The organism is Sphingomonas sp. (genome assembly GCF_041661885.1).
GTDB lineage: Bacteria > Pseudomonadota > Alphaproteobacteria > Sphingomonadales > Sphingomonadaceae > Sphingomonas.
Genome location: NZ_JBAZTL010000009.1, coordinates 46131 through 68846, shown reverse-complemented (window position 1 = coordinate 68846; position 22716 = coordinate 46131). Strand labels below are relative to the sequence as shown.

General features: G+C 60.6%; 19 protein-coding genes. 16 read left to right on the top strand and 3 right to left on the bottom strand.

Annotated features, from left to right (window positions below):
- Positions 1-133: 133 nt before the first annotated feature.
- Genes WC704_RS15980 through WC704_RS15965 form a run of 4 tightly spaced genes read left to right on the top strand, consistent with a single transcriptional unit; the run spans position 134 to position 4681 of the window.
- On the top strand, positions 134-1336 hold the full coding sequence (locus WC704_RS15980; protein ID WP_372891682.1) for a glycosyltransferase: 1203 nt from the start codon (positions 134-136) through the stop codon (positions 1334-1336).
- Complete coding sequence (locus tag WC704_RS15975) at positions 1333-2508, top strand: glycosyltransferase (RefSeq protein ID WP_372891680.1); 1176 nt, start codon at positions 1333-1335, stop codon at positions 2506-2508. Before WC704_RS15980 ends, WC704_RS15975 begins: the two co-directional genes overlap by 4 nt.
- A complete protein-coding gene (locus WC704_RS15970; protein ID WP_372891678.1) occupies positions 2505-3338 on the top strand; it encodes a glycosyltransferase family 2 protein in 834 nt (277 codons plus the stop codon). Before WC704_RS15975 ends, WC704_RS15970 begins: the two co-directional genes overlap by 4 nt.
- On the top strand, positions 3335-4681 hold the full coding sequence (locus WC704_RS15965; protein WP_372891676.1) for a hypothetical protein: 1347 nt from the start codon (positions 3335-3337) through the stop codon (positions 4679-4681). The genes WC704_RS15970 and WC704_RS15965 overlap by 4 nt, the downstream gene beginning before the upstream one ends.
- A 38-nt stretch (positions 4682-4719) precedes the next feature.
- Here WC704_RS15965 and galE read toward each other — a convergent pair whose 3' ends face one another.
- Complete coding sequence (gene galE, locus WC704_RS15960) at positions 4720-5706, bottom strand: UDP-glucose 4-epimerase GalE (protein ID WP_372891674.1); 987 nt, start codon at positions 5704-5706, stop codon at positions 4720-4722.
- A 232-nt stretch (positions 5707-5938) separates the two neighbouring features.
- On the opposite strand from galE, the gene WC704_RS15955 reads away from it, so the two are divergent.
- Genes WC704_RS15955 through WC704_RS15940 form a run of 4 tightly spaced genes read left to right on the top strand, consistent with a single transcriptional unit; the run spans position 5939 to position 11512 of the window.
- Entirely contained in the window at positions 5939-6631 is a 693-nt protein-coding gene (locus tag WC704_RS15955; protein ID WP_372891672.1) for a polysaccharide biosynthesis/export family protein, read from the top strand.
- Positions 6632-6679: 48 nt separating this feature from the next.
- A complete protein-coding gene (locus WC704_RS15950; RefSeq protein WP_372891670.1) occupies positions 6680-8944 on the top strand; it encodes a GumC family protein in 2265 nt (754 codons plus the stop codon).
- 1 nt (position 8945) lies between these two features.
- The gene (locus tag WC704_RS15945; RefSeq protein WP_372891667.1) at positions 8946-10127 is read left to right on the top strand and encodes a tetratricopeptide repeat protein; all 1182 of its coding nucleotides are present in this window, start codon (positions 8946-8948) and stop codon (positions 10125-10127) included.
- An 8-nt stretch (positions 10128-10135) separates the two neighbouring features.
- Positions 10136-11512 (top strand): O-antigen ligase family protein, encoded by a 1377-nt coding sequence (locus WC704_RS15940; protein WP_372891665.1) that lies wholly within the window; start codon positions 10136-10138, stop codon positions 11510-11512.
- 88 nt (positions 11513-11600) lie between these two features.
- On the opposite strand, the gene WC704_RS15935 is transcribed toward WC704_RS15940, so the two are convergent.
- Positions 11601-12560, bottom strand: a complete 960-nt coding sequence (locus WC704_RS15935; protein WP_372891663.1) for a UDP-glucuronic acid decarboxylase family protein — start codon at positions 12558-12560, stop codon at positions 11601-11603.
- Positions 12561-12875: 315 nt separating this feature from the next.
- Between WC704_RS15935 and WC704_RS15930 the strand changes: the two genes are divergently transcribed.
- Both WC704_RS15930 and WC704_RS15925 read left to right on the top strand, forming a co-directional pair.
- The gene (locus WC704_RS15930; protein WP_372891661.1) at positions 12876-14015 is read left to right on the top strand and encodes an acyltransferase family protein; all 1140 of its coding nucleotides are present in this window, start codon (positions 12876-12878) and stop codon (positions 14013-14015) included.
- Positions 14015-15250, top strand: coding sequence for a glycosyltransferase family 4 protein (locus tag WC704_RS15925; protein WP_372891659.1), 1236 nt, complete (start codon positions 14015-14017; stop codon positions 15248-15250). Before WC704_RS15930 ends, WC704_RS15925 begins: the two co-directional genes overlap by 1 nt.
- 12 nt (positions 15251-15262) lie before the next feature.
- Here WC704_RS15925 and WC704_RS15920 read toward each other — a convergent pair whose 3' ends face one another.
- Complete coding sequence (locus WC704_RS15920) at positions 15263-16558, bottom strand: sugar transferase (protein WP_372891657.1); 1296 nt, start codon at positions 16556-16558, stop codon at positions 15263-15265.
- 290 nt (positions 16559-16848) lie between these two features.
- On the opposite strand from WC704_RS15920, the gene WC704_RS15915 reads away from it, so the two are divergent.
- The 6 genes from WC704_RS15915 (at position 16849) to WC704_RS15890 (ending at position 22710) form a co-directional block, all read left to right on the top strand.
- Positions 16849-17781, top strand: a complete 933-nt coding sequence (locus WC704_RS15915; protein WP_372891655.1) for a glycosyltransferase family 2 protein — start codon at positions 16849-16851, stop codon at positions 17779-17781.
- Positions 17778-18344, top strand: coding sequence for a DapH/DapD/GlmU-related protein (locus tag WC704_RS15910; RefSeq protein WP_372891653.1), 567 nt, complete (start codon positions 17778-17780; stop codon positions 18342-18344). Before WC704_RS15915 ends, WC704_RS15910 begins: the two co-directional genes overlap by 4 nt.
- On the top strand, positions 18334-19218 hold the full coding sequence (locus WC704_RS15905) for a glycosyltransferase family 2 protein (RefSeq protein WP_372891651.1): 885 nt from the start codon (positions 18334-18336) through the stop codon (positions 19216-19218). Before WC704_RS15910 ends, WC704_RS15905 begins: the two co-directional genes overlap by 11 nt.
- Positions 19219-19314: 96 nt before the next feature.
- The gene (locus tag WC704_RS15900; protein ID WP_372891649.1) at positions 19315-20169 is read left to right on the top strand and encodes an ABC transporter permease; all 855 of its coding nucleotides are present in this window, start codon (positions 19315-19317) and stop codon (positions 20167-20169) included.
- Positions 20166-21452, top strand: a complete 1287-nt coding sequence (locus WC704_RS15895; protein WP_372891647.1) for a polysaccharide ABC transporter ATP-binding protein — start codon at positions 20166-20168, stop codon at positions 21450-21452. Before WC704_RS15900 ends, WC704_RS15895 begins: the two co-directional genes overlap by 4 nt.
- Positions 21453-21462: 10 nt before the next feature.
- Positions 21463-22710 carry a glycosyltransferase gene (locus WC704_RS15890; protein WP_372891645.1) on the top strand — a complete coding sequence of 416 codons (1248 nt, stop codon included), beginning with the start codon at positions 21463-21465 and terminating at the stop codon, positions 22708-22710.
- The last annotated feature ends 6 nt before the right edge of the window (positions 22711-22716 follow it).

Here is a 22716-nt window from a genome sequence, read left to right as displayed (position 1 = left end):
ACCGGTTTTGAGAGTTGCGCTGGCGGGGGCGACGTGCTTGAGGCGGTGCCAGGCAACCTTCGCGGCATTTGCCGTCTCATAGTGCATACTGGAGCAGCGATGCGGAATTGCGACCATGTCTGATGGTGAGACGATGTCGGCCATAGCGAACGTCCCGCGCGTGGCGATTATCTTCGACAATTTTGGGCCATATCATATCGCGCGCTTGTCGGCGGCTGCGGCGTGCGGGATGGATGTCACCGCAATCGAAGTGGGCGGCCAGTCCGAAGACTATGCGTGGGACCGTCCTGACAGTCATGGTTTGCACCGCGTCGCGCTGTTCCCGGGGGCGAGCCGCGGGTTGAAACAGGCAAGCATCACCGCAGCGATGGAGCAGGCGCTGGAACGCGCCGCCCCGGATGCGATCGCGATACCCGGTTGGGCGGACAAGGCTGGGCTTGCCGCGCTGCGCTGGGGGCTGCGCAACGCGGTGCCCGTGGTTGTAATGAGCGAAAGCAACGAAGCCGATCACGGCAGAAATGTGTGGCGCGAGTTGATAAAGCGCCACATCGTCGGGCTGTGTTCCGCCGGGCTTGCCGGGGGCAGCCGGGCGGCGGCATATTTGGCGGCGCTGGGTATGCCAGCGGAGCGCATCTCCATCGGCTATGACGTGATTGACAATGGCTATTTTCGTCAAGGCGCGGCGGCGATACGAGGCGACCCGAGCGTTGCGCGCGCCGCGCTTGGCCTGCCGGAACGCTTTTTCCTGACGTGTTGTCGCCTGATCGACAAAAAGAACATCGCCTTCCTGCTGGATGCGCTGGCCGAGTATCGGCGGCGGGCGCCGACCGGGGCCGCCTGGTCGCTGGTTATTGCGGGCGACGGTCCGCTCCGCGCGGGGTTGGAGGAGCAGGCCCGTAATTTGGGGATTGCCGACGCGGTCCACTTTGCCGGTTTTGCACAATATGACGCGTTGCCGACTTATTACGGCCTCGCCAGTGCCTTCGTGCTGCCCAGCACAACCGAACAATGGGGGCTCGTGGTGAACGAAGCGATGGCGGCGGGGTTGCCGGTACTGGTGTCCGAACGCTGCGGTTGTAGCGCCGATCTGGTGGTCGATGGCGGCAACGGGTTCACCTTCGATCCGACCAACCGGCCAACACTGGTTCAGCGCCTTTATGACATTGCCCATAAAGAGGATCTTTCGACAATGGGGCAACGGAGCACCGAGATCGTTGCCGGGTTCGCGCCCGACCGATTCGGCACCGGGCTGCGGACAGCGGTTGTGGCTGCCGTGGCAACACCGGCGCGCCCGACGCTGGTGGGCCGCGGGTTGCTGTCGGCGATGCTGCGATGAAGGTCGCCTTCCTATCGCCGTCGCTTTCGCGCATTGCCGGGGGTATTTTCGAGATCGAGCGCGAACTCGCGCTGGCGCTCGACCAGATTCCCGAGACGACGGTGTCGGCCTATGGCGTAATAGACCGCGAAACAGCCAAGGATTTGCCCGCCTGGCGCCAAATTCCGGTGCATGTGGGCGCGTTGCGGGGGCCGCACGGCTTTGGCTATTCGCCGCAATTGCGCGACATTTTCCGCGCCGCCGATGCCGACATCGTGCATTTGCACGCGCTGTGGATGTACACATCGGTGCTCGCGCACCAGTGGCATCGGCGGACGGGCGGCCCATATGTAACGACGGCAAACGGCATGTTGGAACCGTGGGCGGTCGGCAATGCGCAACTGAAGAAGCGGGCTGCGGCCTTTTTCTACGAACGCGCCGCGTTGCGCGATGCCGCGTGTTTGCACGTCAATACCGAGGCGGAGTTGCAATCTGCGCGGGCGTTCGGCGTCAACGGTCCGGTCTGTATTATTCCAAATGGGGTGACGTTGCCCGATCTGACCAGCATTGACCTGCAGGATGCTCCCGCCGCCGCACGCGCGGCAAAGGCCCAGGGGCGCCGGATTTTGCTCTATCTCAGCAGAATTCATCCCAAGAAGAACGTTCTGGCCACCCTCGATGGTTTCCTGGCGGCGGCGGCGCATCATCCCGATTGGTGTTTCGTCATCGCTGGCTGGGGGCCGGAGGACTATCTCGCCACGTTGAAGGCGCGCGCCGCCGCTTCCCCTTTCGCCGATCGCGTGGTGTTTGCGGGCCCGCTCTACGATCGCGAGAAGACCGCGATGCTTGCGGCGAGCGATGCCTTCGTGCTTGCCTCGCACAGCGAGGGGTTCCCGATGGCGGTGCTGGAGGCGCTTGCCTACGAACTGCCGGTGGCGATGACGCGTGCCTGCAATTTGCACGCCCCGTTCGAGGCAGGTGCAGCGGTCGAGGTTGGCCCGTCGGCGGATTCGATCGCGGGCGGGTTGGGTGATCTTTTCGGTCTGGACGAGCAAGCGCGCCGCGCGATCGGGCGGTGTGGCCGGGCGTTGGTTGCGCAACATTATACGTGGGATCAGATCGCGCGGCAGATGCGCGACGTTTATGCCTGGTTGTTGCGGGAGGGGCCGAGGCCCGATACGGTCGTAATATGACCGATCTGCTTGATCCTGGCCCTTTCTCGCAGCTCGTGACGCCGCTTATTTTGACCTTCAACGAGAAGGAAAACATCGCGCGCACGCTTGATTCCCTGGCGTGGGCGCGCTCGATCGTGGTGGTCGATAGCGGTAGTACCGATGGCACGCTGGACATTCTTGCCGCGCATCCGCGCGTTCGGGTCGTCCACCGCGCGTTCGACAGTTTCGCAGAGCAATGCAATTTTGGACTCGATCAAATTGAAACCGAGTGGGTGCTTTCGCTCGACGCCGACTATGTTCTGAGCGAGGCGTTGCAACGGGAAATCGCGCGGCTCGATCCGCCAAGCGCGGTGGCAGGTTTCATGGCCGATTTCGTTTATTGTGTGTTCGGCACGCCATTGCGCAGCACGCTATATCCAGCGCGCACGGTATTGTATCGCCGTTCGCTGGCGCGATACCGTAATGACGGCCACGGGCATCGCGTGCTTGTCGAGGGGAGGGTGGATGCCCTTGCCGGCAAGATCGCGCATGACGATCGCAAACCGATCGGACGCTGGTTTCAAAGCCAGATTCGCTATGCACAGGCGGAGGCTGAACATCTGTTGTCGGTCGAACGCACCACCTTGAAGCGGATCGACCGTCTTCGGAAGCGCGGCTGGCCTGCTCCCTTCATCATGCTGGGCTACACGCTATTCTGGCGCGGATATGTGTGGGACGGTCGGGCGGGACTCTATTATTGTTTCCAACGCGTGCTGGCGGAACTCATGTTGGCGATTGAAATCAACGACCGGTCTCTGCGCGGGGCGCTCGGCACGGATTCGCATCAGAAGGGAATCGCGTCGCGATGAGTGATCTGGGGATTATTTGGTCGCTACCAGACGGCTATTGGCTTGCCCTGGCGGTTCTGGCTGCGTTGGTTTTTGAAGCGGGTCTGCGGTGGCGTGAAAAATGGGCAGCGCCCGCGCTCATGATCTATGCGACAGTTCTTGGTTGGTACATGCTAGAACCGATTGAATCGGTCGACATGATGAATACATTTTCTGCGGATGAGATTAGTACAAGCTTTGTTGCGGTAATGATTTTCTTAATAGCATTTCGTTTCATGGCCACTTTATTTTATTCAATGATGACTCCTAAAAAGATAAATAAAATTGAATCGGATAATTTGCCTGCAGACAGTATTTTGAAGTATATCATCTTTTTTTGGTTGACTCTCCTTTCTATTGGTATTTTTAGGCTGAATGGAGATATTATTACAGCCCTTTTTCCCGTAGAGGCGCGTAATGGGAACTCAATGTGGTTAAGGGCGGCTGGCGCAGATGCGGGATCGTTGGGTTTCGCGGTATCGTTAGCCGGGTATTTTTATATTTTGGTTCTGGCAGCATTTGGAATGCTTCTGCCTTTGCTAAAAAAGCGAAGAATGCAAATAATATGCATCCTTGTTATTTTAATTTCATGGCCATACGCTTTTCTGCAAGGAAGCAGAAACGTAACATTGGCCGTATTTGTGCCTATGATTTTTTCATATCTCATTTTTTCTAAAATTAGTCCTGTATGGAAGGTATTTTTACTTATTTCATCGTGGATTTTTATTGAAAGAGCTATGCGACTTATTGTGACATTCCGAAATTTTGGATTCGATACGGTGCAGAATTTGCAGGATAAAGGCCACGCCGGTCTAAATATGGCGTCTGAATTAACGTATTGTATTGGATTCATCAGGACTGGTATATTAAATCAGACCTTTGGTGTGGGAATTTTGCAGGAGCTCGGCAACATCATTCCACGAGCAATTTGGGCCGACAAACCGTTGATAGGTATCGATTATGCGATCGCCCGTGGATTTAGTGGAGGTTCCGGCGATATTGGTGTGGTGGCGACCATTTCGACAGGAATGATTGGTCAAGGGGTGCTGGAGTTTGGCTTTATCTTTGGCCCTATTTTTTCTGCGGCGTTGATGGGGCTTTGGTGCGCTTTTCTGGCTCGCTTGTGGGCGCAAGGTACGATTTTACGAGCTTGCCTGTTTCTGTTCGGTATCGGCCTGACATTCAATCTCGGGCGCAACATCACCATGTTCGTGCTGTGGCCAATGGCATTGGCTTATATTCTTGTTATTATAGCTGAATACTTCAGTCGGCATCGCGCGGCTCGCCCCGACTTCCGAGCGTCGAGTGTCGGGTTGACCGGGTGACCGCAGACTGAGAAGCTTTGTAACGCTTGTAGCCCGCGTTACATTCGTCGCTGATGCCAGGCCCACGCTGTCGCGATGATCTGGTCGAGGTCGGCATAAGCCGGTCGCCAACCTAGTGTCGTCCGGGCTCGTTCGGCATCGCTGATGAGCGAAGGCGGGTCCCCGGCACGACGGGGGCCGATGGTGTGGGGTACGGAAAGCCCGGTTACGCGTTCGACTGCGGCAATTACTTCCCGCACGGTGAACCCGGCTCCGTTGCCCAGGTTAATTGGTTGCGATGCCTCGCCGCGCTCCAGCGCGGTCAGCGCCAGCACGTGCGCCTGGGCAAGGTCGGTAACGTGAATATAATCGCGAATGCAGGTGCCGTCGCGGGTGTTATAATCGTCCCCGAACACGGTTAGCGCAGGGCCGCGCCCTGCCGCCGCATCGAGCGCCAGCGGAATGAGGTGCGTCTCGGGATCATGCGCTTCGCCGATCATGTTGTGCGGGTCAGCGCCGGCGGCGTTGAAATAGCGCAACGCGATCCAGCGCAGCGCGTGGGCGGCCTCGAAATCTGCCAACATCCGTTCCACCATCAGCTTGGAGGCGCCATAGGGATTGATTGGTTGCTGGATGGTGGATTCGACGATCGGGACCGTGTCGGGGATACCATAAGTCGCGCAGGTGCTCGAAAATACAAAGCGACCGACGCCATTGTCGCGCATCGCCTCGAGCAGCGTCAGGGTGCCCGCGACGTTGTTGCGATAGTATTTTCCGGGATTGGTGACCGATTCCCCCACATAAGCGAAGGCCGCAAAATGCATGATCGCCGCCGGGCGATATTGCTGGAGGATCCGGTCGAGCCAGGCACGATCGAGAATGTCGCCTTGCTCCAGCGGTCCCCATTGCACGGCCCATTCATGACCATAAACCAGGCTGTCGAGCGCAACCGGCAGATATCCAGCGGCGGCCAGCGCCTTGCAGGCATGGCTGCCGATGTAGCCGGCACCACCGGTCACGAGCACTGTAGGTTGTGCACTGGTCATTTGGGCCCCCCGAATCCGCCAACCCTTGCTCGGCGTTGCGACGTGATGTCAATTGCCGAGGTCGCTTCGCATTAACTGGCGCGAGATGGCCGCGACGCAAAGGAGCGGTCGTTGGCGACACGATCATTGCCTCGAAGCGACACGTCGATGCTTGACGCTAATCCCCTGCACGTTAGAGGCTTGGGCAGAGCGGTGACTTTTGCCGGCGCATGATGTGAGGATACAGATGAGAATGCGCGCATCTCTTGGCTGGATGACTGCGGGGCTGTTGGCATTGGTGTCGCTGACCGGGTGCGCTACCCGCGGCGGAAAGGTGCCTTATAATCCGTCAGGCTTTGTGGCACCCGACGCGCCTGCCGCCATTCCCGTGACCGAGGCTTACAAGATCGGGCCGTCCGACGTGCTGACGATCAGCGTCTTCGGGGTGCCCGAATATTCGGGCGATTATGCCGTCGACGAACTTGGTCGGGTCCAATTGCCGTTGATCGGCAGTCTGGTGTTGTCGGGCCGGTCGCCTGACGATGCCGCGCACGATGTCACCGTCGCGCTTGAGCGCAGCTATCTTCGCAACCCGAAGGTTCAGGTGCAGCTCAAATCGGCTTCCAGCCAACGCATTACGGTGGATGGTGCGGTCGGCGCCCCGGGGGTTTATGCGATCGCGGGTAAATCCACGTTGTTGCAGGCAATCGCGCTGGCGCACGGGACGAACGATTCCGCAAATCCGCGCCGCACGGTCATTTTCCGGACGATCAACGGCCAGCGCATGGCAGCGGCGTTCGATCTTACGGACATTCGCCGTGGCGCCGGAAAAGATCCCGAGATTTTCGCTAACGACATTGTGGTGGTGGATGGCAATCAAAATGCCAAGTTGCTCCAAACGGCGTTGCAGACTGTTCCGCTGGTCGGTCTTTTTACTCGTTTCTGATGTGATGCGCGCTGCGGGGTGCGGCGGCATCGCAAGGGTATGGAACACATGAACACAATAGTTGATTCGGATCGAGCGCAAGGCGGTCCACAGCGAGTGGTGTCCGCCGGGGCGGGAGCGGTGGCGTTTCCCAATGGTAGGGCGATCCCCGGTGAATTCGCGGTGCCCGAGCATCACGAGGCGGCTTTCAATCCACGCGAAATTTTTCGAGTTCTTTATCGGTGGCGCTGGCTGATCCTGGTTTGCGTCCTTGCCGCCGGGATTGTCGCGGTGGTGCTGACCCTGCTGACCCCGCCACGGTATCGCGCGATGGCATCGCTCGAAATCACCCAACCCCAGGCGGAGCTGATTGAGGGGAGCGGCATTCAGCCGATGGCGGTGCGCGACCCGCAATTTCTGACCACGCAATTTGGCCTTTTGCGCAGCCGATCGCTGGCGGAGCGGGTGGTTCGGGACTTGAACCTCGCTAAAAATCCGGCGTTCGCTCCGCAAAGTGCGGACCCCGCCACGCGGGAGAAAATTGCGACCGGTACGGCGGTTGGCGGGTTCAGCGTGCTGCCGGTCGCCAGCAGTCGCCTGGTGACGATCAGCTTCGAAAGCGGTAATCCTGCCACTGCGGCGATGGTGGTTAACGGTTTTGCGGACAGCTTCATCGCATCCGATTTGCAGCGGAAATATGATGCGACGGCCAATGCGCGAAAATTTTTGCTCAACCGGATCAGCAGCACGAAAGTCGCGCTAGAAGCTTCTGAGCGTGCGCTCGTGCAATATGCGCAGGCGCAGGGGCTGGTTCAGATTGGTGGCGGGGAAGGCAAGGGATCCAGCTCCGACAGTACTTCCCTCGATACCGCATCGTTGACGGCGATCAACGCCTCGTTGGCTGAGGCGATCAACGCGCGCATTTTGGCGGAAGAGAAATACAAGCAGAACGCCAGCAACGACCACACCGCCCAAATTATCGGCGACCCGACGGTTCAGGGCCTGGTTGCGGAACGGGCAAAGGCACAGTCGGAATATGACCAGAAGCTGAGCCTCTATAAGCCCGATTTTCCGTTGATGCAGCAATTGCGCTCGCACATTACCGCGATCGATGCACAATTGCAGCGTCAGCGCGGCGGCGTGGTATCGGCTGCGAAGTCCGAATATCAGGCGGCGGTATCGCGCGAGAACGAGTTGCGCGCCAAGGTTGCGCAATTGAAATCGTCGGTTTTGGATACGCGCGGTCGCGGTATTCAGTACAACATTTTGCAGCGTGAGGTGGATACCAACCGCACCCTGTATGACGCGCTGCTTCAGCGCTACAAGGGCATTGGCGTAGCAAGCGGTGTTGGTGCCAGCGTCGCGTCGATCGTCGATCGGGCAGACCCACCCGGCGGACCCTATAGCCCGCGCCTGTCGACGAATTTGGCGCTCGCGTTGGTGATTGGCGCGGCCCTCGGGATTGGTCTTGCCTTTCTGGTCGAATTTATCGACGATACGATCAAGTCGCCCGACGACATTCGCAAGAAGATCAACATCACGCCGCTCGGCGCGATTCCATCGGCCAGCAAGGGTGTCTCACTCTACGAGGCGATTTCGGACCCCAAGGGAGCGGTGTCGGAGGCTTATTTCTCGGCCTGTACCGCGATCGAATTCGCAACCGCGCATGGCGTGCCGAAGTCGATCGTGATGGCGAGTTCGCGCGCGGCGGAAGGCAAATCGAGCTCGGCCTTTGCGATTGCCAACAATTTCGCGCGGCGCGGCATGTCCGTGCTGTTGATCGATGCCGATATGCGCAAGCCGACCTTCCGCATTACGCCGGAGGAAGGTGCCGATATCGTCGGACTGGCGAATTTGCTCACATCCGATACCAAATTGCGCGCGCATGTCGTCGGTACCCGCTTCCCCAATTTGTGGTTGATGCCGGGCGGACACGTCCCGCCAAACCCGGCCGAACTTCTGTCGAGTAGCAGAATGCGCGACATCATTGCCGAGTGCGAGGCGGAATTTGATGTGGTGATTGTCGATGCACCACCGGTGCTCGGCCTGGCCGACACGCCGTTGTTGAGTTCGATGTGTCAGGCGACGGTCTTCATTATTCAAGCGTCCGCAGTGCGGCGTCCGGCGATGGTCAGCGCGGTCGAGCGCTTGCGTGGTTCGGGCGGAGTGGTGATTGGTGCGATTCTGACCAAGGTCAACGCGAAGAGCACGGGCTATGGCTATGGCTATGGCTACGGTTATGGCTATGGCTATGGGTACGGCAATAAGGCCTATAGCTATGGCGGCGAAGACGACACCGGCAACAGCAAGCGCAGGATCGAGCTGGTAGGGTAAGATGGCACCGTCCCGCCACCAGGGTAAACCTCGGGTAAGCACCGTCCGGCGCCTGACCGCGATTGGGCTGGGATTGGCGGTGGCGGCGGTCGTCGTCGAGTCGGCCGCTTTCGATTATGGCCGCGCGGGGCATTTCCCGCATTATGCGGGCGACGTGCTCGGCCCGTTGCCGAAGCTGTTGCATAAAGCGGCGACGCCGGCCGATCAGCTCGCGAGTGCTCCGCTTGCAGGTTTCCCGCTGTTCGAGGAGGGGGAGCGGCAGGCCAAGGCCGGAAACGCGGCGGGGGCCAGGGCCCTGGTTCGCGAAGCGGTGCGCCGCGATCCGCAATTGTTTGAGGCGCGCTTGTGGCTGGCGAACGATGCCGTGCGGGAGGGGCGCTATCCCGAAGCGGTTCGTCAGTTCGACTGGTTGTTCGCTGTTGGAGAATCTGCTCGCCCGGCAATTACGCCGTTGATGGTCGCGCTGGCCAAAATTCCGCAAGCGCAACCCGCGTTCGAGGCGTTTGCTGCGCGCAAGCCAATCTGGCTGCAGGGCGTTGCCGATGGCATGATGCAGCCCGGTGGCGATCCCGCATTCGTGTTTCGCCTGCTGGGCGGCACGAGTGCGCGCGAGGACGCGAGCGAGGTGGGTAAATCGGGGCTGGTGGCATCGCTGGTCGCGCGCCAGCAATATGATGCGGCCTATCTCGCCTGGGTATCGTCGCTGCCGCAATCGGCGCTTGGCGCGGTCGGGTATGTTTACGACAGCAATTTTCGGCAGTTGCCCGGTGCGCTGCCGTTCAACTGGAATCTGTCCTCATCCGACATGGCGTCGGTCGATTTCCTGAAAGAGGGCGGCGTCCAGATTTCCTATTATGGCGATGGCACCGTGCATTTGCTGGAGCAGACGCTGACACTACCGCGGGGCCGTTTCAAATTCGTCGCGCGCTCGACCAATGCCAGCGATCGCGATGCCAATCACGTGGCGTGGAGCATTTCCTGCATTGGCGGTACGGCGGCGACGTTGGGACGCGTCGATATCCCCGTGGCCCCCGCGTCGCAGGCGCATGGCGTGATGTTTACGGTGCCGGCCAATTGCCCAGCACAAAAGCTTAGCCTCGACGGGACGCCGTCCGAATATCCCGCATCGGCTGACGTACAGATCAAAGCGGTGTCGATCACGCGAAGTGACGGGGGACGATGATGCCGCGCGTGCGTGAAATTTTGCCGAGCGCGTATCTCGCGCTGTGCCTGCTTTTGGGCGGGGCGAGCAACGCAGGGGTTCTCGCCACTATGGCGTTGCAACTGCTTGGTGTCGGTCTGATGGTCATAGTGTTCGCTTCGGGGCGGACGCTAAAGATCGTGCGCAGCGAGCGGCACCTGATTCTGTTCGGTGTCGCGTTGTTGCTGGTGGGGCTTGTCCAGCTCATTCCGCTGCCGCCCGCAGTTTGGACGCATCTCGGCGGTCGGGCGGATATTGTTCATGGGTTCGCGCTGATGAAAGCGCCGCTGCCGTGGTTGCCGGTTTCCTTGTGGCCGGCGGCGACGGTATCAGCGTTGGTTGCTTTGCTCCCACCGCTGACGATCATCGTGCTGCTTGCCTTTGGCGGTGTGGAGAGTTTGAAGGTTTTTGCGTGGACTCTCGTGATCTTGACTGCAGCGGGGTTCCTGGTGGGGTTCGTACAGCTTGCGGGCGGGCAGCAATCACCCTTTTATTTTTATCACTACACCAATCGCGATCAACTGGTCGGGTGGTTTGCCAACAGCAACCACATGGCGACCCTGGGCGTAATGGCCTTGCCCTTTGTGGTGGCCCTGTCGGGGCGCGATGATGGGCGGCGGCAGGAGTTGACCCACAATGCCGGGAAATTTGCGGCGCTTGCCTGCCTGACCGGATTTATCATTTTGGGCGTCGTGGCCGATGGGTCGGTCGCCGGCATCCTGTTGCTGGTGCCTTCGCTGATTGGCTGCTTTGTGTTGCTGCGGACCGAACGGGCGGGCATCGCCTTGCCGGTTGTGGTCGGGGTCGTGGTGGCCGCCTTGGCGTTGTTCGTGGTGATCGCCTTTTACAGCCCGCTTTTGAATGGATTCGGCCAAACCGATCTTGGCGTTGGCACCGGCTCGCGTCCGGACATCTATAAAACGACGTGGAATGCAGTCAGGGCGTTCGCGCCGACTGGTTCGGGGCTTGGGTCGTTCCTGCTCGTTTATCCTGGTTTCGCGCCGAATGGTCTGGCGACCGCCGTTTACGTCAACCACGCGCATAGCGACTATCTCGAATTCCTGCTCGAAACGGGCGTGGCAGGGGCGGTGCTTGTCGTGCTGTTCCTGGTTTGGTGGGCGCGGCAGACATTTTTCGCCTGGCGTGATGGCGGGCCGCGCGCGCGCTTTGCACGAGCAGCGAGCATCGCGTCGGCGCTGGTCATGGCGCACAGTCTGATGGATTATCCGATGCGGACCGCCGCAATTGCGACGTTGTTCGCGGCGTGCTGCGCGATGGTTGCGCGGCCGTTGGCGACCGTAACCGCACAACCCTTCTCGGAAGGTGGGCGATCGGGACGTGGCAAGATGATTCAGGCCGACGTCTGAAGTAACGCCTGCGTTGCCGGGCGCTCGACGCACCGCGTGATCGTGAGACATACCGCCGTGCGCCCCTTGGACGCACGGCGGCGAAACGTCATTTGTTCATCAACGCCGCGAAATACTCGATGGTCGCGGGCAGCCCCTGCGCGAGCGGAAATTTCGGTTCCCAGCCGAGCTTGGTCTTTGCCTGGGTAATATTGGGTTGCCGCTGGCGCGGATCGTCCTGCGGCAAAGGCAGTTCGATCAGCTCGGACTTCGAATTGGTCAGCTCCAGCACCTGTTCGGCCAACTGACGGATGGTAAATTCGACCGGATTGCCGAGATTGACCGGACCGGTCACCTCAGCCGGACTTTCCATCAACGCGACCAGCCCGCGCACCAGATCCTCGACATAGCAGAAGGAGCGCGTCTGCGCGCCATTGCCGTAAATCGTGATCGGCTCGCCGGCGAGCGCCTGGACGATAAAGTTGGAAACCACGCGCCCATCGGAGGGGTGCATACGCGGACCATAGGTATTGAAGATGCGCGCAACCTTGATCTCGACACCGTGTTGGCGGTGATAATCGAAGAACAGCGTTTCCGCGCAGCGCTTGCCCTCGTCATAACACGAGCGAATGCCGATCGGGTTCACGTTGCCCCAATAGTCTTCGGTCTGCGGATGCACCGACGGATCGCCATACACTTCGCTGGTCGAAGCCTGCAGGATGCGCGCTTTCAGGCGCTTGGCCAGACCGAGCATGTTGATCGCGCCATGCACCGACGTTTTGGTCGTCTGCACCGGATCATATTGGTAATGCACCGGGGAGGCCGGGCAAGCCATGTTGTAGATTTCGTCGACTTCCACATAGAGCGGAAAGCACACGTCGTGGCGCAGGAATTCCAGGCGCGGGTGGTTGTGCAGGTGCGCGATGTTGCGCTTGGACCCGGTGAACAGATTGTCCACGCACAACACGTCATGGCCCTGACCCAGAAGATAATCGATCAGATGCGAGCCGACGAACCCGGCACCACCGGTTACCAGAATGCGTTTGGTAGAATCGTAAGAGCGCGCCATTTTTCCCCCTTATATGGTCGACGGTAACAGGCTGGCCGTTGCGCATAGTCCACAAACGGTCAACCGAACACTTTATTTTGCCCGCCTCAAAAAGGAGAACGCCCGCGATCGGAGAGCTTTTTTTGGATTTGCCAGCGACCAAGGCGATGTGTCACAGCCCGGCGCGTCAGGAGCGTACGATGTCCGGAATGTCGGTGCCGCCACTTCAAGCTTGGAACCGTGCGTGAACTCGCTCGCTGCTTATCACCCTGCGGCAAAATGGCGGTGATCCCCACGGCGCGAGGCACGTCAGGCCATGCTGTTGCTGATGGTCGCATGGAACATCTCGACATGATCCGTGGCCTCGCAGCGGTTGCGGTTGTGCTGGGGCATATGCGCGCCTTCTTCATGGTCGATTACGCGCAAACGAGCCATAGCCTGGCGATCAAGGGTATCTACCTGCTGTCAGGGCTGCATCACCAGGCGGTGATGGTGTTCTTCGTTTTGAGCGGTTTTCTGGTTGGTGGCAGCGTTGTACGCCAATGTCGGGGCGGTCGGTTTCTCTGGGGCCCCTATTTGCTGCGGAGGCTTTGCCGCCTCTGGATCGTGATCGTCCCCGCGTTGACGTTGACCGTCTTTTGGGATGTGTGGGGCGCACAGATCAATCCGGCCGCTTATACCGGCTTGTATCACACGCAATTGGCGAGTGGGCCGGCCACGGATTACGATCTTTCGCTGTCGACGGGTCTTGGCAATATCGCTTTTTTGCAAACGATCCTGGTGCCTTCCTTTGGATCGAACGGGCCGCTTTGGAGCCTGGCCAACGAATTTTGGTATTATATCCTGTTCCCGCTTGCGGCACCGCTCGCACTTGGCGGCGGATCCTGGCGTCGGCGGGTTGCCGGGGCGCTGCTTGCGACCGGGGTGATGATCGTGCTCCCACGTGAAATTGTTCTTCTCGGGATTGTCTGGTTGTTCGGTGTCGCGGCGTTCGTGTTGGTCGATCATCCCGCATTGGCAGGGATTATGGCGCGGGGCTGGGCTGGACTGGCCGGGTTGGCGGTGCTGGCCGCGTTCCTGGTCTATAGCCGGGCCTATCCTGGGCAATTTGACGATTTCATCATCGGTGCCTTGTTCGCGGCGACGTTGCCGTGGCTGGCGCGGGGGCGGACGGGATTCGGCTGGTATCGCAAGGCCGGGTTCGCCTTGTCGGAAATGTCCTACACGCTCTACCTCGTCCACTTTCCGCTGCTCGCCTGGATTTATTTCGTGTTCTTCGCGCCGGTCCAATGGGCCCCCAGCGCGTCGTCGTTCGCGATGCTCGCGCTTATCCTGGTGGGTGTGCTGGCCTATGCGGGCAGCATATGGTGGTTGTTCGAGCGGAACACGCCAATCGTCCGCCGCTGGATCGAGCAGCATCTGCGCTTCGGCGCCCCGGCTACGCCGCCGCGCAGCCACGCGCACCGGGAGGGATGATGACCCAGCCGTCGCGCCGCATCGTCTTCGTCAACCGCTTCTACCATCCCGACCATAGCGCCACGGCGCAGATTCTGACCGATCTCGCCGAAGCGCTGGCGGTGCTTGGATGGGATGTTACGATCGTCACCAGCCGTTTGCGCTATGACGAACCTTCTGCCAGCCTGGCCCCCGCCGAAGTTCATCACGGCGTTACCATCCGTCGTGTGGCGACGACGCATTTCGGGCGGGCAGGGCTGGCTGGTCGCTTGCTCGATTACCTGTCGTTTTACGGCAGCGCGTTTTTTGCGTTGCTCGCCACAGCGCGGCGCGGGGATTTGGTCGTTGCCAAAACCGACCCGCCGCTGGTTTCGGTGATGGTAGTGGTTGCGGCAAAGCTGCGCGGGGCGCGGCTGGTCAACTGGCTGCAGGACCTTTACCCCGAGGTCGCCGTCGAACTGGGCGTGGAGGCTTTGCGCGGCCCGGTTGGAACGGCCTTGCGCGTGCTGCGCAACATTTCGCTGCGGGCCGCCGTGATGAACGTCGCGATCGGCGAGCGGATGGCGGAGCGTTTGCGGGCCGAGGGCGTCGCGTCGGCAAGGGTGGCGGTGATGCCCAATTGGAGCGACGAGAGTGCGGTCCGCCCCATTCCCCGTGAGCAGGCCAGCTTGCGTAAGGAGTGGGGGCTGAGCGAGGCCTTCGTGATTGGCTATTCGGGCAATTTGGGCCGCGCGCACGAACCAGAAACCATCCTCGGCGCGGCGGCCTTGTTGCGTGAGCGCGCCGATATCGTTTTTCTGATGATCGGCAGCGGGCATGAGAGCACCCGGCTGGCCGAGCGCGTCGCTGCGGCGGGCTTGGCGGATCGTTTTCAGTTCCGACCGTATCAACCGCGGGCGCAGCTAGGCCAGTCCCTCGCGGTGGCTGACGTGCATTGGCTGTCGCTGCGCCCTGCGTTGGAGGGGCTGATCGTGCCGAGCAAATTCTACGGTATCGCCGCGGCCGGCCGCCCCGTGATCGCCATCACCGACCCCGATGGCGAGATTGCGCGAATCGTAACGCGCGAAAAATGCGGGGTGGTGGTGGAACCTGGCGATTGTGCCGGGCTGGCCGAGGCGATTGTGGCACTGGCAGCGGACGCGAGTAAAAGTGACGCAATGGGCGCGCGCGCGCGGGGCGTGCTGGAACGCGATTATGGGCGTGGCGCTGCGTTCACCCGATGGGACGCCCTGTTTCGGGAATTGCCCACCAAGTAAGCCTCGGCTGCTTTATTTCGATCCGAAGCCGGTCAGCATCGTGCGGATCGTGCGAAAAACGATCAGCATATCGAGCCAGGGCGAAAAATATTTGATGTAATAAAAGTCATATTGCAGCTTGTCGTTGACGTCTTCGACGGTCGCGACATGCCCCTGATTGACTTGCGCCCACCCGGTGATGCCGGGCCGGACGATGTGACGATAGCGATAGAAGGGGATCTCCGCCTCATACCATTCGGACAGGGCGCAGGCTTCCGGGCGCGGGCCGATCCAGCTCATTTCGCCGCGCAGGATGTTCAGAATCTGCGGCAGTTCGTCGATGCGGCTGCGGCGGAGAAAACGGCCCAGACCTGTGATGCGATCGTCCCCGTCGCGCGTGATCGCGCTGTGCCGCGCGTCATGGCTTTCGACCGGGCGGTGATGCATCGTGCGAAATTTGAAGATCGGGAAGGGATAGGCCCGATAGCCCACGCGCCGCTGCCAAAAGAAAGCGGGGCCGGGCGAATCGAGTTTGACCGCGAGGGCGATCAGAATGAGCGCCGGCAACAGAATGACGCCCGCGACAAGCGCCGCGCTGACGTCAATCCACTGTTTGATCTTGATATAGGCAAGCCCCGGGATCAGCGAACCGAAGCTGTTTTCCGACAGATGCTCGATATCGACGCGCCCGGTCACCGATTCTTCGATCTGTTTGACGTGATAGACCGGCGTGCCGGAAATCGCCTGCTCCGCGATGAAACGCTCCCATTGATCGGGCAGGTTGGCGTGCAAATCCACGACGATGCCATCGCATTCGGGCAGCATATGCGCGCTATCGTGCAGCCACATCCAATCGATGTTGGGAATGCGGTTGACCTTGCGTGCCTTGCCCAGCGGCACCACCGCGAGCCGTCGCTGGCGCGCCCGTGAACCGATGAAATGGCAGGCAAAATACCACGTCACACCCGAGGCATAAGCCGCGACGATGAAGGTGCGGTTGTAATCGACGCGCAGGAAAAAGAAGCCCGTCACGACGCACAGAAAGGTCGTGCTGAAAATCGGCATGACATAGGATGAGCTGCGCGCACCGGGAAAGGCGATCAAGCGCCGGAAGAAATAATGGCCAACGATCACCGCAGCGGCAATGCCGATATAAACGTTGATTCGCGCGTCCTCGAGCAGGATCCACCCGCTGAGCCAGAACAAGGCGGTCGGCACCGAAAAGGCCAGTACAAGCGCCACAGACACCTGAATCAGGCTGTTGCCGATGATCGATTTTCGGCTGATCGTTGCTTTGCCGAGATTTGCTGCCTGGCTGACATTCATCATGATTTGCCCCCATTCAGCGGTTTCGCCGACGTCCGTTCGGCCACGCACCGTCGCGCCTGACCGTTGGATCGATGCTGCGGTGCCGTAACACATCCATCGCTTGCTGCAAATTGCAAGGCGGTGGTGCAGCAAAGGGTGCGGCGAGCGCGTACTGTCGGTTCCTCATCGTCTCCGCTGCGCAATACCCGCTTTTGATCGTAAGCTGACACAATCGAATTGACGAGCGACGGAAAGGGTCCCTAGGAGGCCCACATCCGCACCCGGTGCCACGGTTTTTTAGAGGATCGATCTTGGAAGCCACGGTTTCCTCCGAAACTGCGGACTTCACCTTTTCGGTGATTATCCCGGTGTACAACCGGGTCGTGCAGTTGGCTGCGTGTGTTGCAAGCCTGCGGGCGCAAACATTTCGGGATTTCGAACTCATCGTGGTCGACGACGGATCGACCGATGGGACGTGCGATTCGTTCGTTGGCGAAGCCGATGTACGGGTGTTGACCAAGGCCAATGGCGGTCCATCCAGCGCGCGCAACTTCGGGGTAGCGGCGGCGCGCGGGCGATATATCTTCTTTCTTGATAGTGATGATCTGGCGTTGCCGTGGACGCTGCAGTGCTTCGCGGCGGCGATCGAAGCTGGGGAAGACCCCGACATCGTTTGCGGGAATTTCGTTGAATTTGTCGATGTACCGCCAGCGATCGCATGGTGCGAGTCGAAAATTGTCCCATATCGAGACTATCTCGCGGCGGCCGAGACCGGCCTGTATGCGGCGGGTGGAATGATTGCGGTCAAGCGCCGTGTGTTTCTGGCGAGCGGCGGTTTCGACCCGGCGATCAAGGTCGCCGAGGACCATGACCTGATGCTGCGTCTGGGCGAGCGGCCGGGATTCGTCCACGTCGCCGCGCCACCGACCTACGTCAAGCACGACCATGCCGGATCGATCTCCAAATCGCTTTCCTTGATGGGCCCGGGATGTACCGCGCTGTTGGCCCATTTCGAGGCTGGGTTCTATGGGACGAGCGCGCGAGCGCGGCGGATCGCGGGGGATATGGTCGGCAGCCATGTGCGGTCTGCGGTGGTGTCTTTGGCGCGTAATGGCCTGCTGCGCGACAGCTTCGCGCTGTACCGCCGCGCGATTGGTTTGAACGTGGCGGCGAGGCGGTGGAAATTCGTGCTGGCTGCGCCTGCGGTGATGGTGGCGGGCGTGATGCGGGGTGCGCGGCGGTGAGGACGCTGGCGCTCGGTTGGCTGCGTCTTTCGGCGGGGCTCGCGTCCCGCTGGCGCAATGTGTGGTTTCGCCAATTGGGGGTGAAGATTGAGGGTTATGCCTGGCTCCGCCGGGTGTCGATCCCGCGCGATTTCGCCAGTATAACGCTCGGGCGTGGGGTTATGCTCGATGACCATGTCGTGTTGCTTTGCACAGGCGATGGGCGAGCCGACATTATCCGTATCGGCGAAGGCACGTATATCAATCGCTTTTCGATGATTGATGCCTCGATCGCGATCGAAATCGGGCGCGATTGCATGATCGGGCCGCATTGTTACCTGACCGATCACGACCACGGCTTCGCGCCCGGTATCCTGATCAAGGATCAGCCGCTCCAGGGGGCTCCGACCCGGATTGGAGACAATGTCTGGATCGGGGCTGGCGCGATCATCTTGAAGGGAGTGACCATCGGCAACGGTGCCGTTGTTGCGGCAGGCGCGGTTGTGTCGCGTCCGGTAGCGACCGGAGAGGTTGTCGTCGGGGTGCCGGCCAAAGCACGGGAGCGGCGCCACGATGCGAATTGAAACGCAAAATCCGGCGGCCACCATCGTCATCACCACGAAAAATCGCAAGGATGAGCTTGCCATCGCGCTCGCCTCCGCGATTGCGCAATCGGCTCCGGTCGAAGTCATCGTCATCGATGATGGCTCCGATGACGGTACATCGGAAATGGTGCGCACGCGGTTTCCGATGGTCAGGCTGGAACAGCAGGCGGAATCGGCGGGGCTTATTGTCCGGCGCAATTTGGGTGCGCGCTTGGCGCGGGCGCCGATCATCGTGTCGATTGACGACGATGCGGAATTTTCCACACCGCATGTGGTCGAGCAAGCGTTACGCGGTTTTGCCGATGAGCAGGTCGGGGCGATCGCCATTCCGTTCAAGGAACCCCACAAGACGGGTGATCTGTTGTTCCAGCAGCCGCCAACGCCTGAGGCCGGCTGGGCCACCTATAGCTTCATTGGCACCGCCCATGCGCTCCGGCGGGACCTGTTTTTGGCGCTGGGCGGGTATCGCGAGGCGTTGATTCATCAGGGGGAGGAAGGGGATTATACCCTCCGCCTGATCGATGCCGGGTACAGGGTCGAGCTCGGCGTCAGCGACCCGATCCTGCACTACGAATCGCCCAAGCGCGATCATCGGCGGATGGATTATTATGGCAGCCGCAATCTCGTGCTGTTCGCCTGGCAGAACGTACCGATGCCGGACATGGTGCCGACGCTGTTCGTTTCGACCGTAAAGGCTTTGCTGCACACGCGTCTATGGCCGCGGCTGAAGGTGCGCGCGGGGGCCTTGCTTGACGGCTATCGGCTATTGCCGCGCACCAAGCGCAAACCGGTATCGCGGCAGACCTATCGCCTGTACCGTCGGTTGAAGAAGAGCGGGCCGGTCCAGCTATGAGGCATTACGGGCGTTGCCTTGTCCCCCCCTTGGGGATCGGCTATCCGCTGGCCCAAGGCGGGATTTGCCTGGGGGCGCATATCGCGATGACATCACATGAGTGACCATACGATCGATCACCACCGAACGTCCGACATATTGATATTGGCCCCCGGGCGTTCGGGCGGGCAATATTGGCGCGATCTGTGGCGGTATCGCGAATTGTTCGCGGTGCTGGCATGGCGCGATATTGCGGTGCGGTACAAACAGACCGCGATCGGCGTTGCCTGGGCGATTATCCGCCCGCTGCTGACGATGGTGGTGCTTGCCTTCGTGTTCGGTCGTGTTGCGAAACTGCCGACGATGGTCGGCGTGCCCTATTCGCTGATGGTGTTTTCGGCGTTGCTTCCGTGGTTCTTGTTCACCACCATTCTGGGCGAAGCTTCGGCGAGCTTGATCGGCAACGCAAACCTTATCAGCAAGGTGTATTTCCCGCGCCTGATCGTGCCGGTGGCTGCGGCGATGGTGGCAATGGTCGATCTCGGCATCAACCTGCTGCTGTTGGCGGTTTTGTTCGTCTGGTACGGCTTCGTGCCGGGGCCGCAGATTTTGGCGTTGCCGATTTTCACGCTGCTGGGGTTGCTGGCGAGCCTTGGGCCAGCCTTGTTGGTGACGGCGATGAACGTGAAATATCGCGATTTCCGCTACATCATCCCGTTCGTCATCCAATTTGGCGTTTATGTTTCGCCGGTCGGTTTTTCGCTGAGCGTGCTTCCGGCGAAGTGGCAGTTGCTGATGTACCTCAACCCCGCCGTCGGCGCGATTGAGGGGTTCCGCTGGTGCCTGTTGCGCGGGGCCAACCCCCTCAATCCGTTGGGCTTGGCGATCAATCTCGTCGTGGTCGTTATTTTCCTCGTCATCGGCGTCGGATATTTCCGCAAGACCGAGCGCAGCTTTGCGGACATCATATGAGCGCGACCGATTACGCGATCCGCGTCCAGGGCTTGGGCAAGAAGTACAATATCAACCATAACGGCCAGCGTGAGAGCTACACCTCGCTGCGCGATGCGATCATGCGCGGCCCGATGGGGCTGTTCAATCGCTCCGGGCGACCGACGCACGAGGAATTTTGGGCGCTGCGCGACCTGACGTTCGACGTCGCGCGCGGCGATGCGATTGGCGTCATCGGTCGCAACGGGGCGGGCAAGAGCACCTTCCTGAAGGTCCTGTCGCGGATCACCGAGCCAAGTGCCGGTGAAATCCGCGTCGCCGGGCGTGTGTCGAGCTTGCTGGAAGTCGGCACCGGCTTCCATCCCGAGCTGACCGGCCGCGAGAATATCTTCCTCAACGGCACGATCCTTGGCATGAAGCGGGCCGAGATCAAGCAGCGCTTCGACGAAATCGTCACCTTCGCCGGTGTGGAGCGTTTTCTCGATACGCCGGTGAAACGCTATTCGAGTGGCATGTACACGCGGCTTGCCTTTGCGGTGGCCGCGCATCTCGATTCGGAGATTCTGGTCGTCGATGAAGTTCTGGCGGTGGGCGATGCCGAGTTCCAGCGCAAATGCCTTGGCCGTATGCACGACATCGCTGGCGAGGGCCGTACCGTGTTGTTCGTGAGCCACAATATGGCGGCGGTGAAGAGCCTGACCACCAAATGCGTGGTGCTGGACGCGGGGCGTGTGGTGTTCAGCGGCCCGACCGAAGAGGCGATCGCGGTGTATCAGGCGGCGGGTAGTGTCGCGCCGGCGGGTGCGGTGTTCAAGGGGCGTGGCCAGCATACCCGGCTGGTTTCGGCGCGGCTGGTCGGCTCTGCGGGGCAGGCTATCAAGATTTACGACCCCAATGATCCGCTGGTTCTCGAAGTTGAGTTCGAAACCGACGGGTCGCCGCGTTTGTCGCTGGAGGTAATGCTCACCGACGCGCAATGTTTGCGGATCGGGATGTTCTCGCTCAGCCATTTCGCCGACCAGGCGCTGCCACGCGAGGCCGGGCGTTACACGATGCGCGTGTCGCTGGGGCAGCTCCAGCTCGCCGCAGGTGGATATTTTCTCGATTTGTACACTGCGGTCATCAATAACAATTGGGACCACGAGATTTTGCAGGCGCTGGAGTTCGAAGTGAACTGGTCGAACCCTGCAGGGGGCGCGTACAATTTCCAGCAATCGTCAGGTTATGGCAGTTTGGCGCTGCCTCCCGTCGGTGAGATTGTGATCAAGCGAATCGACGACGTGCAACCCGTCGTTGCCGCGTAAGGGCGCAGGTTTGTCGGTCACCGTTCCGTCGAGCGGGCGCAGGCTGCGGATCTTCGTCGCCATCCGTCACGCCAAAGATCCGAAACAGTATTTTTCGGATTTATGGACCAGCAATTTCTACCCGGCGCTGCGGCGCATGGGGCACGATCTGGTCGAATCGCAAGTCGATCTGCTCCCTGCGAGCGACTTCATGCAGGTGGCAGGGAATTTCACGGCGGAAGAAGCTGAAACCCGCGCGGGGATCACGCAAGCGATCCTCGATGAGGTGCGCGCGGCGCATCGCGAAAAGCCGATCGACCTGTTTCTCAGCTATTTTTACAATGCGCATTTCGATCCGGCGGGCTTTGCGGATATCCGTGCGCTGGGCATCCCCACCGTCAATTTTTACTGTAACAGCATGTATCAGTTCGATTTGGTCGCGGCGATTGCCCCGGCGGTCGATTTTGCCTGGCATGCCGAAATGCACGCAGCGGCAGCCTATCGCGCGGTCGGGGCCAATCCGGTGTGGGTGCAGATGGCCGCCGACCCAGATGTCTATCGCCCTTATCCCGAGATTACCCAAGCTGCGGACGCGTGTTTCGTCGGGCAACGCTATGCCGATCGCGACCGGCTGCTCTATGCGCTGCACCATGCCGGCGTGCCGCTCACGCTGCACGGGCGCGGCTGGTCGGATATGCTCGCGACGCATCGGTCCGGGACCGATCAGGGCAGCAGTGTAAGCCTTGGGCGACCGGTGGCGCCTCCGGGGAGCATGGCCGCCTACCTCACCGAATTCGGGCGGATTTTTCGGGAGCAGGGCATCGTGGGTGGCGCGGCACGGATTGTGGATCGCGTGCGTGAGCGGCGAACGGCGGGGCCGATGCGCGCCGCGTTATCGGCCCATTATGGCGGGTATGCCGCCGATGTCGCGCAGGCGTTCGCAGGCCACGCGGTGGTGCTCAATTTCAGCAATGTGTGGAGCGACGGCAAGCCCGGCTCGACGCTGATCCCGCATGTACGCTTGCGCGATTTCGAAGGGCCGATGTCGCGTGCCTGCTATCTGACGGGCTATACCGACGAGATCGAGCATTTCTTCGAGGTCGGTCGCGAGATCGATTGCTATCGCTCGGCGGAGGAACTGGTCGACAAGACGCGCTTTTACCTGAGCCACCCCGACGCCGCCGAGGCCTTGCGCGAGGCCGGCTGGCGGCGTGCACGTCGCGACCATCGCTGGGAAAACCGCTTCCAGCAATTGTTTGCGGCGTGCGGGTTGGAGTGAGTGTGC

What these genes read in the sequence shown, in the direction of transcription:
- WC704_RS15980 (WP_372891682.1), top strand. Translation starts at nt 134, where the DNA reads ATGTCGGCCATAGCGAACGTCCCGCGCGTGGCGATTATCTTCGACAAT.
- WC704_RS15975 (WP_372891680.1), top strand. Translation starts at nt 1,333, where the DNA reads ATGAAGGTCGCCTTCCTATCGCCGTCGCTTTCGCGCATTGCCGGGGGT.
- WC704_RS15970 (WP_372891678.1), top strand. Translation starts at nt 2,505, where the DNA reads ATGACCGATCTGCTTGATCCTGGCCCTTTCTCGCAGCTCGTGACGCCG.
- WC704_RS15965 (WP_372891676.1), top strand. Translation starts at nt 3,335, where the DNA reads ATGAGTGATCTGGGGATTATTTGGTCGCTACCAGACGGCTATTGGCTT.
- galE (WP_372891674.1), bottom strand. Translation starts at nt 5,706, where the DNA reads ATGACCAGTGCACAACCTACAGTGCTCGTGACCGGTGGTGCCGGCTAC.
- WC704_RS15955 (WP_372891672.1), top strand. Translation starts at nt 5,939, where the DNA reads ATGCGCGCATCTCTTGGCTGGATGACTGCGGGGCTGTTGGCATTGGTG.
- WC704_RS15950 (WP_372891670.1), top strand. Translation starts at nt 6,680, where the DNA reads ATGAACACAATAGTTGATTCGGATCGAGCGCAAGGCGGTCCACAGCGA.
- WC704_RS15945 (WP_372891667.1), top strand. Translation starts at nt 8,946, where the DNA reads ATGGCACCGTCCCGCCACCAGGGTAAACCTCGGGTAAGCACCGTCCGG.
- WC704_RS15935 (WP_372891663.1), bottom strand. Translation starts at nt 12,560, where the DNA reads ATGGCGCGCTCTTACGATTCTACCAAACGCATTCTGGTAACCGGTGGT.
- WC704_RS15930 (WP_372891661.1), top strand. Translation starts at nt 12,876, where the DNA reads ATGGAACATCTCGACATGATCCGTGGCCTCGCAGCGGTTGCGGTTGTG.
- WC704_RS15925 (WP_372891659.1), top strand. Translation starts at nt 14,015, where the DNA reads ATGACCCAGCCGTCGCGCCGCATCGTCTTCGTCAACCGCTTCTACCAT.
- WC704_RS15920 (WP_372891657.1), bottom strand. Translation starts at nt 16,558, where the DNA reads ATGATGAATGTCAGCCAGGCAGCAAATCTCGGCAAAGCAACGATCAGC.
- WC704_RS15905 (WP_372891651.1), top strand. Translation starts at nt 18,334, where the DNA reads ATGCGAATTGAAACGCAAAATCCGGCGGCCACCATCGTCATCACCACG.
- WC704_RS15900 (WP_372891649.1), top strand. Translation starts at nt 19,315, where the DNA reads ATGAGTGACCATACGATCGATCACCACCGAACGTCCGACATATTGATA.
- WC704_RS15895 (WP_372891647.1), top strand. Translation starts at nt 20,166, where the DNA reads ATGAGCGCGACCGATTACGCGATCCGCGTCCAGGGCTTGGGCAAGAAG.